The following is a 12989-nucleotide window of genomic DNA, read 5'->3' as shown; positions in this document are numbered from 1 at the left end:
GCCAGATGTTCGCGCTTCGTGCTAGCAATCGGAAAAAAGAGGGCAGCATGAAGGTCTTGGGTATCGATCCCGGTTTGCGGAACATGGGCTGGGGGATGATCGAGGTCGACGGATCGCGCATCCGTCACATCGCCAACGGCACCATCCATTCGGACGGCGCGCAGGATCTGGGCGCGCGGCTGTCGGTCCTGTTCCGGGGCCTGTGCGCGGTCATCGCGACCCATGCCCCCGACGAGGCCGCGGTCGAGCAGACCTTCGTCAACAAGGACGCGACCGGGACGCTGAAGCTGGGGCAGGCGCGGGGCGTGGCCCTGCTGGCGCCAGCCGAGGCCGGGATATCGGTCGGGGAATACGCGCCCAACGCGGTCAAGAAGACCGTCGTGGGCGTGGGTCACGCGGGCAAGGAGCAGGTCCAGCACATGGTGCGCATCCAGCTGCCCGGGGCGGTCTTCGACAGCGCGGACGCGGCGGATGCGCTGGCCATCGCCATCTGTCACGCCCGTCATCTGCAGGGACGGTCGCTGCGGGTCGCCACGCCCAAGCGGGGCGCGGCATGATCGGGCGGATCGCGGGGGTCATCCTGCACCGGGCGCGCGATCACGTGCTGATCGACGTGCGGGGCGTGGGGTACATCGTGCATGTCAGCGAGCGGACGGCGGCGGGGCTGCCGCCGGTGGGGCAGGCGGCCGCGCTGTATACCGAGCTGGTGGTGCGCGAGGATCTTTTGCAGCTGTTCGGATTCCCCACCATGCTGGACAAGGAGTGGCACCGGCTGCTGACGTCGGTCCAGGGGGTCGGTGCCAAGGTGTCGCTGGCGATCCTGAGCACGCTGGGCCCCGAGGGGTTGGGCCGGGCGATCGCGCTGGGGGACTGGGCGTCGGTGCGCAAGGCGAACGGGGTCGGTCCCAAGCTGGCGCAGCGGATCGTGCTGGAACTCAAGGACAAGGCGCCGTCGGTCATGGCCCTGGGTGGCGCACTGACCATTGATGCGGGGGACGTTGCCGCGGGCGGTCATGCGGAGGAGCCGGGCATCGAGCCCGGCCCCTCCGCGGCATCCGCGCGCGGTCGCGCCGATGCCCCCACCCCCGCGACCGGCGCGCATCAGGGCCAGGCGATGGCGGATGCGCTGTCGGCGCTGACCAATCTGGGCTATGGTCCGTCCGAGGCGGCATCCGCCGTGGCCGAGGCGCAGGCGCGGGAACCGGCGGCGGCCATGCCCGCGTTGATCCGCGCGGCGCTGCGTCTGCTGGCGCCCAAGGACTGAACCGGAGGTCTGAACATGGCAGGAAACATCAAGGTCTTCATGCTGATGGCGGCGCTGACCGCGCTGGTCATGGCCTTGGGCTGGATGCTGGGCGGATCGGGCGGTGCGGTGATGGCGCTGGTGATCGCGGGGGGCATGAACTTCTTCAGCTACTGGAACAGCGACAAGATGGTCCTGCGCCAGCAGGGTGCGGTCGAGTTGTCGCCCCAGCAGGGGGCCGAACTGCACGCGATGACCGCGCGGCTGGCCGAGCGCGCGCAGATGCCGATGCCCAAGCTGTACCTGCTGCCGACCCAGCAGCCCAATGCCTTTGCCACCGGGCGCAATCCGCAGAACTCCGCCGTGGCGGTGACGCAGGGGCTGCTGAACCACCTGTCCGCCGACGAGATCGAGGGCGTGATCGCCCATGAGCTGGCCCATATCCGGCATCGCGACACGCTGACCATGACCGTCACCGCGACCATGGCCGGCGCCATCGCGATGATGGGGAACATGATGCTGTTCGCGGGAAACCGCGAGGGGCGGGGCGGCATGATCGGCGGCATCCTGGCGATGATCCTGGCGCCGATGGCCGCGATGATGGTGCAGATGGCGATCTCTCGTGCGCGGGAATACGAGGCGGATGCGACCGGCGCGCAGATCAGCGGCAAGCCGCGGGCGCTGGCCTCGGCGCTGAGCCGGATCGCGCAGGCGGCGGGGCGCAGCGTGAACCTGCCGGCCGAGAAGAACCCCGCCGCGGCGGCGATGTTCATCATCAACCCGCTGCACGCGATGCGGGCCGACCGGCTGTTCACCACCCACCCCCCGACCGAGGAGCGGATCGCCCGGCTGATGGCGATGGATGGCACGGCTGCGCGTGACCCGGCCCCCGCCGCCGGACCAAGCCGCATCCCCCGCACCGGCGCCGCGCCGCGCACGCCCTGGGGCCGCGGATGACCGGGCCGGACCCTGACCTGCGCCCCGAAAAGCTGGACAGCGATGTCGAGGATCGCGCGCTGCGCCCGCAGAACCTGTCCGAATTCGTGGGCCAGGCCGAGGCGCGCGCGAACCTGAAGGTGTTCATCGAAAGCGCCAAGATGCGCGGCAAGGCGATGGACCACACGCTGTTCTTCGGCCCCCCGGGACTGGGCAAGACCACGCTGGCGCAGATCATGTCACGCGAACTGGGGGTGAACTTCCGCATGACATCCGGGCCGGTCATCGCGCGGGCGGGGGATCTGGCCGCGATCCTGACCAACCTCGAGGCGCGCGACGTCCTGTTCATCGACGAGATACACCGCATGAACCCCGCGGTCGAGGAGATCCTGTACCCCGCGATGGAGGATTTCGAGCTGGATCTTGTGATCGGCGAGGGCCCGGCCGCACGCACCGTTCGCATAGAACTGCAGCCCTTCACGCTGGTGGGGGCGACCACGCGGCTTGGCCTGCTGACCACGCCGCTGCGCGATCGGTTCGGCATTCCGACCCGGCTGCAGTTCTATGAGATCGCGGAACTGGACCTGATCGTGCAGCGCGGCGCGCGGCTGATGGGGATCAGCGCCGATCCCGAAGGCACGCTGGAGATCGCGCGCCGCGCCCGCGGCACGCCCCGCATCGCGGGCCGGCTGCTGCGCCGCGTGGTCGATTTTGCGCTGGTGGAGGGTAACGGCCGCCTGACGCGCGAGATCGCCGATATCGCGTTGAACCGGCTGGGGGTGGACGATCTGGGCCTGGACGGGGCCGACCGGCGGTACCTGACCCAGATGGCGCAGCATTACGCGGGCGGACCCGTGGGGGTCGAGACGCTGTCCGCCGCCCTGTCCGAGAGCCGCGACGCCATCGAGGAGGTGATCGAGCCCTATCTGCTGCAGCAGGGCCTGGTCGCGCGCACCCCACGCGGGCGCATGCTGACCCAGGGGGCCTGGCGCCATCTGGGCCTGGACATGCCGGTCCCCACCGGTCAGGCGACGCTGTTCGACGTCTGATTGCGGACGGGACCGATCGCGCGTATTTTGGTCCCCATGAGCCATCACCTGACATTGCGCGTCTATTACGAAGACACCGACCTGGCCGGGATCGTCTATTATGCGAACTATCTGAAATACATCGAGCGGGGGCGGTCCGAATGGATGCGGGCCACCGGCATCGACCAGATGCGCATGAAGGAGACGTCGGGCCATGTCTTCGCCGTCCGCCATATCGAGGCCGACTATCTGCGCCCCGCGCGCTTCGACGACCTGCTGACCGTGGTCACCGACCTGTCGCACGCCACGGCCGCGCGGATCGTGGTCGACCAGCAGGTGCTGCGCGGCGATGAGGTACTGTTTTCGGCGCGGGTGACGATCGTCAGCCTGGACGGGCGGGGACGTCCCGTGCGCCTACCCGCTGCCCTGTCGCGGGCGCTGCCGGAGGGCTGAACCCGTGGCCTCTGCCGCGCGGATGCGGCAACACGGACGCAGGTTGATGAAAATTGACGCCATTGTGTTGCCGCGGGGGCTGAAACCCGTGGCAATTACAGGGTAACAGGCCGCAACGCCGGGCTGCCAGGGGGCAGTTGCGGCCCCTGATGATGAGGCAGTAGACCATGGAACCCATTCAGGCCGCCGAGGCCATCGACTTTTCGGCCGTGGCTTTGTTCTGGCGATCCTCGCTGACGGTGCAGGTGGTCATGATCATGCTGATCGCGGCCTCGTTCTGGTCCTGGGCGATCATCGTGCAGAAATTCCTGACCTTTGCGCAGGCGCGCAAGGAGGCCGCCCGCTTTGACCGCGCCTTCTGGTCCGGAGAGCCCTTGGACGATCTTTATGACCGGCTTGGCGACCGTCCCAAGGGGCCGTCCGAACGGATCTTTTCCGCGGGCATGACCGAATGGCGCCGCAGCCACCGCGATGACGGGCGGCTGATCGCGGGCGGCATCGGGCGCATCGACCGGGCCATGAACGTGGCCATCCAGCGCGAGGAACAGCGCCTGTTCCGCGGCCTGTCCTTCCTGGCGACCGTGGGGTCGACCGCGCCCTTCATCGGCCTGTTCGGCACCGTGTGGGGCATCAAGTCCGCATTCGAGGGCATCGCCCTGACCCAGGATACCAGTCTGGCCGTCGTGGCGCCGGGCATCGCCGAGGCCCTGCTGGCGACTGCCCTGGGCCTGGTCGCGGCCATCCCGGCCGTCGTCTTCTACAACAAGCTGTCGGGCGATGCGGAACGCATCACCGGCGGATGGGAGGCGTTCTCGGACGAGTTCTCGACGCTTCTGTCGCGCCAGATGGACGAGGCCTGACATGGCATCCGGGGTCGTCAAGCGCGTCCGCAGCAAGGGCCGTCGGCGCAACCTGCCGATGTCCGAGATCAACGTCACGCCCTTCGTGGACGTGATGCTGGTGCTGCTGATCATCTTCATGGTCGCGGCGCCGCTGATGACGGCGGGCGTTCCGCTGAACTTGCCCGAAACCGCCGCCAACGCGGTCCCCAACGAGGACGAGGAGCCGTTGATGGTGTCGATCCCGGTCGAGGGGTCGCTGACGATCATGGACCAGCCGGTGGCGGACGAGCAGGTCGTGACGACGCTGCGCACGATCCTGGCGGAACGGCAGTCGGGCCGGGTGTTCCTGCGTGCCGACGGCACCATCCCCTATGCCCGCGTGGTCCAGATCATGGGCGCGCTGAACGCGGCGGGCATCACCGACATCGTCTTGGTCACCGAGACCGGCGGACCGCGGATGGACGGCTGAACCATGGACGAACGCGAAGGGCGCATCGGTTACTGGGTCTCGGGGGTCGCGCACGGCTCTCTGATCCTGTGGGCGATCCTGGGCGGGGCGCTGTTTCGTCCGCAGCCCAGCCCGATGGTGCGCACGACCCAGGTCTCGACCATCAGCGGCGCCGAGTTCGAGGCGATGGCCGCCGCCGCCCGCGGGGCGGGGCCGGTGGGTGCCGATTCGACCGCGGTGGCCACCTTGCCCGACCCCGTCGACCCGGCCGAGGACGGTGCGGCGCGGCCCGTCGATGCGATCCCCCCGCAATCGGGGCAGGCCGCGGCGCTGGAACAGCCCGATACGGCCGAATCCGTGCCCGACCTCAGCGATTTCGCGCCCGCCGCTCCGGTCGAGGTCGCGACCGATCTGCCCGCGTCGCGCCCGAACCAGACCGATGGGGCCGAGACCGCCCCGCAGGTTCCGGACACCCCCCCGGCCCCCGTGGCAGAGGCTCAGCCTAACCGCCCGGCGCTGCCGACGCCTGACGCCGCAGCCGTTCCGGTCGCCCCGCGATCGGCGCTCGCACTTGATGCCTCGCGCCGCCCCGAGGACCGGCCGGCCGACCTGGTCGAATCCTTCAACCGCCGCGTGGCAGAGGCGGCTGCGGCCGAGGCTGCGCGTCAGGCGGCCGCAGATGCGGCTGCCGCCGCCGCGCGTCAGGCCACGGCCGATGCGGCCGCCGAAGCCGCAGCCGAGGCGGAACGCCAGGCTGCCGCCGAGGCAGACCGCCAAGCCGCCGCCGAACGCGAGCGCCAAGCCGCGGCGGACGCTGCCGCGGAAGCCGAACGTCAGGCCGCGGCAGAGGCGGAGCAGGAACGGCGCGCAGCGGCAGAGGCCGCGGAAGAGCGCCGCGCGGAAGCCGCGCGCCAAGCTGCGGAGGAGGAACGGCAGGCAGCCGACGCCGCCGCAGAGGCCGAACGCCGCGCGGCGGCCGAAGCGGAAGAGGCGCGTCGTGCCGCCGCAGAGGCCGTGGCCGAGGAGGAGCGCCGCGCCGAAGCCGCACGTCAGGCCGCGGAGGCCGAGCGCCTGGCCGCTGAGGAGGCGGAACGCCAAGCCGCTGAGGAGGCGGAGCGCCGTGCTGCCGCAGAGGCGGAGGAGGAGCGCCGCGCCGCTGCAGCGGCCGAGGAAGAACGTCGCGCCGAAGCCGCACGCCAGGCCGAAGAAGCGGAGCGCCAGGCCGCCGCGGAGGCGGAACGCCGCGCTGCCGCAGAGGCAGAGGAAGAGCGCCGTGCCGCCGCCGAAGCCGCCGCAGAGGCAGAGCGCCAAGCCGAGGCCGAGCGTCAGGCGGCTGCCGAACAGGCCGCGCGCGAGGCGGCGGATCGGCAGGCGCTGGAGGACGCGCTGCGCGATGCGCAGGGCGGGGCAGGGGGGCAGGACGCCGCCTCTGGCTCCGACACGGCCGGCAGCCCGTCGCAGACCATCGAGGGCGGCAGCGGCGCCTCGGCCGGGCTGGACCCGCTGGCCGCCGCGCTGGCGGGGGCCATGGCGGGGACCGGGGCCGCGGCGGATCCGGCGAACGACCCTTCGGGTCCGCCTGCCGACATGATGCAGCTGACCCCCAGCCCGATCCAGGCGACGCCCCTGCCCGATGCGGCGCAGGGCCTGCCCTTGGGCGACCCGCTGACGTTGTCGGAACGCGACGGGCTGCGCTTTGCGATCCAGGACTGCTGGAACCTGGGCGCGCTGTCGGTCGAGGCGTCGCAGATGACCGTCTCGGTCGGGTTCACGCTGTCGCCGGACGGGGTGCCCGACCAGAACAGCATGCGCATCGCCGGCTATCAGGGCGGCAGCGAATCCGCAGCCCAGCAGGGGTTCGAGGTCGCGCGCCGCGCCATCCTGATGTGCGGACGCGCCGGGTTCGATCTGCCCGCATCGAAATACGGACGCTGGCGCGATGTCGTGGTGGACTTCCGCCCCGACGGCGTTGCGTTCCAATGACTGACCGGCGGGGGCCACCTTCCGCTGTTCGCCGAAAAAAGGTAGTGATGACGCCATGTTCCGCAGATTGATCCTTGCCCCTGCCTTCCTGCTGGCCGCAGCGTTGCTGCCGGCCGGGCCCGTGATGGCGCAGGACACCCCCCTGCGCATCGAGATCACCGACGGCGTGATAGAGCCAATGTCGATCGCCATTCCGGCCTTTCACGGCGATGCCGAAATCGCGGCCCGCATCCGTCAGGTCGTGGCGGACGACCTGACCGGCACCGGCCTGTTCAGCGAGATCCCCGTCGCGACGCATGTCGCCCGCCCCGCCAGCTTTACCGAGGCCGTCAGCTATGACGACTGGCGGGCGGTGAACGCGCAGGCGCTGGTCTCGGCCGAGGTGCGGCAGATGGGCGACAACATCAGCGTGGGCTTTCGGCTGTTCGACGTCGTGTCGGGCCAGCCGCAGGGCGACGGGATGCAGTTCGACGCCCGCGCCGCCGACTGGCGCCGCGCGGCCCACAAGATCGCCGACCAGATCTATGCCCGGCTGACCGGCGAAAAGCCTTATTTCGACAGCCGCGTGGCCTTCGTCCAGGAAACCGGCCCCAAAAGCGCACGGATCAAGCGGATCGGTGTGATGGATTACGACGGCGCGAACATCCTGTGGATGACCGACAGCTCGTCCCTGGTGCTGGCGCCGAAATTCTCGCCCGACGGGCGCCGCCTGCTGTTCACCAGCTATGACAGCGGCTTTCCCCAGATACAGCTGATGGACGTGGCGACCGTCAGCGCCCGGCCGCTGACCCGCGATGCCAGCACGATGGCCTTTGCGCCGACCTTCAGCCCGGACGGGCGGTGGGTCGCGTATTCGCGCGAACAGGGCGGCAATACCGACATCTGGCTGATGGACGTGGCCACCGGCGCCCAACGCGCGCTGACCAATTCGCCGGCAATCGACACCTCTCCGGGGTTCAGCCCGGACGGGCAGCGCATCGTGTTCGAAAGCGATCGGTCCGGCGCGCCGCAGCTATACATCATGGGGCTGGACGGGGCCGAGCCGTCGCGCATCAGCTTTGGGGACGGGCGTTACGGCACGCCCACCTGGTCGCCCAAGGGGGACCTGATCGCGTTCACCAAGCAGATCGGCGAACGCTTTCACATCGGCACCATGCGCACCGACGGATCGTCCGAACGCATGCTGACCGAAAGCTTCCTGGACGAGGGCCCGACCTGGGCCCCGAACGGTCGGGTGGTGATGTTCACGCGCGCCACCCCCGGCGGAAACGGCCAGCCGCGTCTGCATTCGGTGGACATCACCGGGCGCAACATGCGACCGATGAATCTTGACTTTGCCGCCTCGGACCCGTCCTGGGGTCCCCTGTTGCCATGAGGATGAGATGATGAACGCCGCGACCAAGCCTGTTCTGCTGTCCGCCCTTCTGGGGCTGGCGGCCTGTGCCCAGCCTGCGCCCACGGTGGCGCCGCCCGTGGTCGACCCCTATGCCAGCACGGGCGGGGGCGCGGTGTTCCAGGGCGATCTGGCCGGCGGCGTCCTGGGCGCCGAGGCGACGGCCCAGTATTTCCGCGGCACGGTCGGCGACACGGTCCTGTTTCCCGCCGACCAGACGACCCTGACCCCCGAGGCGCGGACTATCCTGGCGGCGCAGGCCGCCTGGTTGACACGCCACACCGCCTTTACCGCCGTGGTCCAGGGCCATGCCGAGGAGACGGGCACCCGCGAATACAACCTTGCGCTTGGCGCGCGGCGGGCCAGCGCGGTGCAGGAATACCTGGTCGCGCAGGGGGTGGCACCGGGCCGCATCCGCACGCTGTCCTTCGGCAAGGAGCGTCCCGCAGCGACCTGTTCGGACGAGGGCTGCTATGCCCAGAACCGCCGTGCCATCACCGTCGTGACCGAAGCCGCACCCCCCGCTGTGGCGATGGCCCCCGTGGCAAGCGCCGCCCCTGCCGGGGGCGTCGTCGGGGCAGGCATGTGATGCGGCTGATCCCCGCGCTGATCCTGGCCCTGACGCTTGGGGCGCCTGTTCAGGCCGCCCCCGACGCCGCGACGCTGGCCGACATGCGTCAGCAGGTCACGCAGCTGCGCAGTCAGCTGCAGGGATTGCGGGGCGAATTGGTTGCGTCGGGCGCCGCCGGGTTCCAGGCGGCGGGCGGGGCCAGCGCCATCGACCGCATGAACGCGATGGAGGCGCAGCTGATGCGCCTGACGAACCAGGCCGAACAGCTGCAGAATCGCATCAACCGCATCGCGGGCGATAGCGAACGGCGCCTGTCCGACCTGGAATTCCGCCTGTGCGAGGCCGAACCCGGCTGCGATCTGTCGGCGCTGACCGTGCCGCAGGCGCAGGCGGGACTCAGCCCGCAGCTGGCACCCTCGGCCCCGGCGGATGGTGGGGCGGGGCAGCCGGCCTCGACCGCGGCCGAGCAGACCGATTTCGACGCGGCCCGCGCCGCGATGGACGCCGGCGATCACGCCCGCGCGGCGCAGATGTTCGCCGATGTCGCGGAAACCCATGCCGGCGGTCCCCTGACCGCCGAGGCGCTGTTCCTGCGCGGGCAGGCGCTGGATCTGGCCGGCCAGCCGCGCGATGCGGCCGCCGCCTGGCTGGAGGGGTTCGCCGCCGATCCGGACGGCGCACGGGCTGGCGAGAGCCTGCTGGGCATCGCTCGCGTGATCGAGGCGCAGGGCGACGCGACCGCCGCCTGCCTGTACCTGGCAGAGATTCCCGCCCGATTTCCCGGCAGCCCGCAGGCCGTCGAGGCCGAGGGCCACGTGACCCGCCTTGGCTGCGGCGTCAGCGACCTGGGCGTTCTGGACCCGCTGCTCGATCCGTCTATGGACCCCGAAGCGGCGGCCGATCTGGCCGAATATCCGTGATCCGCGACCCCGGCGCCCGCATCAGGTCTGTTCTGGACCGGCTGGCGGGGGACCTGCCGGCGCTTGGACTGGCGGTGTCGGGGGGCGGTGATTCCATCGCCCTGATGCATGTGGCCGCCGAATGGGCGCAGGGGCGGCGCGTCATGGTCGCCACCGTCGATCACGGCCTGCGCGAGGGCAGCGCGGCCGAGGCCGAGGAGGTCGCCCGCGCCGCGCGTGCCCTGGGCCTGTCGCATGGGGTGCTGCTGTGGCGACGCGACACGCAGGTCGGCAACCTGATGGCGCAGGCCCGCGATGCGCGGCTGCGGCTGCTATCGGGCTGGGCGCGGCGCAACGACCTGCCGGCGGTGGCGCTTGGCCACACGGCCGACGATCTGGCCGAGACCCTGCTGATGCGCCTGGCGCGCGGGTCCGGCGTGGACGGGCTGTCGGCGATGGCGGAATGGCGCGACGCGTTCGACATGCGCTGGCTGCGGCCGATGCTGGGCACCGGGCGGGCCGAGCTGCGCGACTGGCTGACGGCGCGAGACATCACCTGGATCGATGATCCGACGAACGACAATGCCGACTATGACCGCATCCGGGCGCGCCAGGCCATCGCGGCCTTGGGGCTGGAGGTGTCGGGCCTGGCCCGATCCGCCGCCCATATCGCCGACGCGCGCGACGCGCTGGCCGATTACGCGGCCCTGCTGAGCGCCGATGCCAAGGTCGATCGCGGCAGCCTGATCCTGTCGCGCGGCCCCCTGCGCGACGCGCCGCCAGAGATCCGCCGCCGCATTCTGGTCGCCGCCTGCCGGTGGGTGACGGGCGCCGACTATCCGCCGCGCCGCGCGACGCTGGTCCATGCGCTGGAGGCGATGCTGGCACAGGGACGGGTGACGCTGGACGGGGCGATGATCTCTCCGACGGGCGGGGGGCTGCGGGTCACGCGCGAGGCCGCGGCCGCGCTGCGCACCGGCCCAACGCCCGACCAGGTCTGGGACCGCCGCTGGCGGGTGCGTGGTCTTGCCCCCGGCCAGACGATCGCGGCCCTGGGGACCGAGCCGCTGGCCCGCCTGCCGTGGCGCGATTCGGGCCTGCTGCGTGATGAGGCTGCGGCCAGCCCCGGCATCTGGCAGGATGGACGGCTGATCGCCGCGCCGCTGCTGCGCGACCACCCCGGAATCACCCTGATTCCGGTCCGAGGCGCGGCAGATTTCCGCAGGTTGGTGAAGGCGCATTGAACCTGTCGCGATAATCCCTATTTTCAAGTCAAACCGCATTCCGTCGGAGGACCCGTATTGGGCAATGCTCGCAACTTCGCCTTCTGGGTGGTTCTGTTCCTGATGATCCTCGCGCTGTTCAATCTGTTCAGCGACGGGTCGGGCACCATGAACAGCCGCCAGATCAGCTATTCCGACTTCATCGAACGGGTGCAGAACGACCAGGTCAGCGCCGTCACGATCGACGGAGAGGACGTTGCCATCACCGGCACCAACGGCGAGCAGTACGCGACCGTGCGCCCGATGGGCGAGGATATCAGCGACCGGCTGATCCAGCAGGGCGTGGACGTGCGCGTGGTCAAGCAGCAAAGCAGCGGCTTCATGTCGATGCTGGGCGTCTGGCTGCCGTTCATCCTGCTGATCGGGGTGTGGATCTTCTTCATGAATCGCATGCAGGGCGGCGGCAAGGGCGGCGCGATGGGCTTTGGCAAGTCCAAGGCCAAGCTGCTGACCGAAAAGCACGGTCGCGTGACCTTTGACGACGTCGCAGGCATCGACGAAGCCAAGGAGGAGCTTGAGGAGATCGTCGAGTTCCTGCGCAACCCGCAGAAGTTCAGCCGCCTTGGCGGCAAGATCCCCAAGGGCGCGCTGCTGGTGGGCCCTCCGGGCACTGGTAAGACGCTGCTGGCGCGGGCCATCGCGGGCGAGGCGGGCGTGCCGTTCTTCACCATCTCGGGGTCGGACTTCGTCGAGATGTTCGTGGGCGTCGGTGCCAGCCGCGTGCGCGACATGTTCGAGCAGGCCAAGAAATCGGCCCCCTGCATCCTGTTCATCGACGAGATCGACGCCGTGGGTCGCGCCCGTGGCGTGGGCATCGGCGGTGGCAACGATGAGCGCGAACAGACACTGAACCAGCTGCTGGTCGAGATGGACGGCTTCGAGGCGAACGAAGGCATCATCATCATCGCTGCAACCAACCGCAAGGACGTCCTGGACCCCGCACTGCTGCGTCCGGGCCGGTTCGACCGCACGATCCACGTGCCGAACCCCGACATCAAGGGCCGCGAGCGGATCCTGTCGGTCCATGCGCGCAAGGTCCCGGTCGGACCGGATGTCGACCTGCGCCTGATCGCGCGCGGTACGCCCGGCTTTTCGGGCGCGGACCTGATGAACCTGGTGAACGAGGCTGCCCTTGGTGCAGCCCGGATCGGACGCCGTTTTGTCAGCATGGCTGATTTTGAGAATGCCAAGGACAAGGTGATGCTGGGCGTTGAGCGCCGCAGCCTGGTCCTGACGCCCGAGCAGAAGGAAAAGACCGCCTATCACGAGGCGGGCCACGCCGTCGTGGGCCTGTCGCTGCCGAAATGCGATCCGGTCTACAAGGCCACGATCATTCCGCGCGGGGGTGCCCTGGGCATGGTCGTCAGCCTGCCCGAGATGGACCGCCTGAACTTCCACAAGGACGAGGCCAAGCAGAAGATCGCCATGACCATGGCCGGCAAGGCCGCCGAGATCATCAAATACGGCGAGGAGGGCGTGTCGAACGGCCCCGCAGGCGACATCCAACAGGCCAGCGCCCTGGCCCGCGCGATGGTGATGCGGTGGGGCATGTCCGACAAGGTCGGCGCGGTCGATTACGCCGAGGCGCATGAGGGCTATAACGGCAGCACGGGCGGCTTCTCGGTGTCGGCCTCGACCAAGGAACTGATCGAGCAGGAGGTCCGCGACCTGATCGAGGAGGGCTATCAGGAAGCCCGCCGCATCCTGCTGGAGAAGGAGGTCGAGTTCGAACGCATGGCCAAGGGCCTGCTGGAATACGAGACCCTGACCGGAGAGGAGATCGCCCGCATTCTGCGCGGTGATGCGATCGGCGGGGATGACGACGACACCCCGGCCAGCGTGATCCCCTCGGTCACGGCCATTCCGCGGACAAAGCCCGCGCCGGGTGGCGACCCCGCCCCTGCCTAAGA

General features: G+C 69.9%; 13 protein-coding genes. All 13 read left to right on the top strand.

Annotated features, from left to right (window positions below):
- The first annotated feature begins 47 nt into the window (after positions 1–47).
- Positions 48–557, top strand: a complete 510-nt coding sequence (ruvC, locus tag GBO37_RS00655) for a crossover junction endodeoxyribonuclease RuvC (protein WP_045981454.1) — start codon at positions 48–50, stop codon at positions 555–557.
- Positions 554–1264, top strand: a complete 711-nt coding sequence (ruvA, locus tag GBO37_RS00650; RefSeq protein WP_252926503.1) for a Holliday junction branch migration protein RuvA — start codon at positions 554–556, stop codon at positions 1262–1264. Before ruvC ends, ruvA begins: the two co-directional genes overlap by 4 nt.
- A 15-nt stretch (positions 1265–1279) precedes the next feature.
- Complete coding sequence (locus tag GBO37_RS00645; protein WP_252926501.1) at positions 1280–2200, top strand: M48 family metalloprotease; 921 nt, start codon at positions 1280–1282, stop codon at positions 2198–2200.
- On the top strand, positions 2197–3228 hold the full coding sequence (ruvB, locus tag GBO37_RS00640; RefSeq protein WP_045981457.1) for a Holliday junction branch migration DNA helicase RuvB: 1032 nt from the start codon (positions 2197–2199) through the stop codon (positions 3226–3228). The genes GBO37_RS00645 and ruvB overlap by 4 nt, the downstream gene beginning before the upstream one ends.
- 36 nt (positions 3229–3264) lie before the next feature.
- Positions 3265–3660: a tol-pal system-associated acyl-CoA thioesterase gene (gene ybgC, locus GBO37_RS00635; protein ID WP_127899105.1), complete on the top strand. Its 396-nt coding sequence runs from the start codon at positions 3265–3267 to the stop codon at positions 3658–3660.
- Between the two features lie 167 nt (positions 3661–3827).
- Positions 3828–4520 carry a protein TolQ gene (gene tolQ / locus GBO37_RS00630; protein ID WP_045981459.1) on the top strand — a complete coding sequence of 231 codons (693 nt, stop codon included), beginning with the start codon at positions 3828–3830 and terminating at the stop codon, positions 4518–4520.
- Position 4521: 1 nt separating this feature from the next.
- Entirely contained in the window at positions 4522–4971 is a 450-nt protein-coding gene (locus GBO37_RS00625) for an ExbD/TolR family protein (RefSeq protein WP_046001374.1), read from the top strand.
- 3 nt (positions 4972–4974) lie between these two features.
- Positions 4975–6933, top strand: a complete 1959-nt coding sequence (locus tag GBO37_RS00620) for a hypothetical protein (protein ID WP_252926499.1) — start codon at positions 4975–4977, stop codon at positions 6931–6933.
- A 55-nt stretch (positions 6934–6988) separates the two neighbouring features.
- A complete protein-coding gene (gene tolB / locus GBO37_RS00615; RefSeq protein WP_252926497.1) occupies positions 6989–8308 on the top strand; it encodes a Tol-Pal system beta propeller repeat protein TolB in 1320 nt (439 codons plus the stop codon).
- A gap of 7 nt (positions 8309–8315) precedes the next feature.
- Positions 8316–8915 (top strand): peptidoglycan-associated lipoprotein Pal, encoded by a 600-nt coding sequence (pal, locus tag GBO37_RS00610; protein ID WP_371927439.1) that lies wholly within the window; start codon positions 8316–8318, stop codon positions 8913–8915.
- Positions 8915–9817, top strand: a complete 903-nt coding sequence (locus GBO37_RS00605) for a tetratricopeptide repeat protein (protein WP_045982843.1) — start codon at positions 8915–8917, stop codon at positions 9815–9817. Before pal ends, GBO37_RS00605 begins: the two co-directional genes overlap by 1 nt.
- On the top strand, positions 9814–11040 hold the full coding sequence (gene tilS / locus GBO37_RS00600; RefSeq protein ID WP_252926495.1) for a tRNA lysidine(34) synthetase TilS: 1227 nt from the start codon (positions 9814–9816) through the stop codon (positions 11038–11040). The genes GBO37_RS00605 and tilS overlap by 4 nt, the downstream gene beginning before the upstream one ends.
- Before the next feature lie 57 nt (positions 11041–11097).
- Positions 11098–12987, top strand: a complete 1890-nt coding sequence (ftsH, locus tag GBO37_RS00595) for an ATP-dependent zinc metalloprotease FtsH (protein WP_045982844.1) — start codon at positions 11098–11100, stop codon at positions 12985–12987.
- The last annotated feature ends 2 nt before the right edge of the window (positions 12988–12989 follow it).

It is taken from the genome of Paracoccus sp. 08, from assembly GCF_024105395.1.
GTDB lineage: Bacteria > Pseudomonadota > Alphaproteobacteria > Rhodobacterales > Rhodobacteraceae > Paracoccus > Paracoccus marcusii.
This window is presented reverse-complemented; position numbering and strand designations above follow the sequence as displayed.

Coding starts and splice junctions, on each gene's coding strand:
- tolQ (WP_045981459.1), top strand. CDS start 3,828: ATGGAACCCATTCAGGCCGCCGAGGCCATCGACTTTTCGGCCGTGGCT.
- GBO37_RS00605 (WP_045982843.1), top strand. CDS start 8,915: ATGCGGCTGATCCCCGCGCTGATCCTGGCCCTGACGCTTGGGGCGCCT.
- pal (WP_371927439.1), top strand. CDS start 8,316: ATGATGAACGCCGCGACCAAGCCTGTTCTGCTGTCCGCCCTTCTGGGG.
- ruvB (WP_045981457.1), top strand. CDS start 2,197: ATGACCGGGCCGGACCCTGACCTGCGCCCCGAAAAGCTGGACAGCGAT.
- GBO37_RS00645 (WP_252926501.1), top strand. CDS start 1,280: ATGGCAGGAAACATCAAGGTCTTCATGCTGATGGCGGCGCTGACCGCG.
- GBO37_RS00620 (WP_252926499.1), top strand. CDS start 4,975: ATGGACGAACGCGAAGGGCGCATCGGTTACTGGGTCTCGGGGGTCGCG.
- GBO37_RS00625 (WP_046001374.1), top strand. CDS start 4,522: ATGGCATCCGGGGTCGTCAAGCGCGTCCGCAGCAAGGGCCGTCGGCGC.
- ybgC (WP_127899105.1), top strand. CDS start 3,265: ATGAGCCATCACCTGACATTGCGCGTCTATTACGAAGACACCGACCTG.
- ruvC (WP_045981454.1), top strand. CDS start 48: ATGAAGGTCTTGGGTATCGATCCCGGTTTGCGGAACATGGGCTGGGGG.
- tolB (WP_252926497.1), top strand. CDS start 6,989: ATGTTCCGCAGATTGATCCTTGCCCCTGCCTTCCTGCTGGCCGCAGCG.
- ruvA (WP_252926503.1), top strand. CDS start 554: ATGATCGGGCGGATCGCGGGGGTCATCCTGCACCGGGCGCGCGATCAC.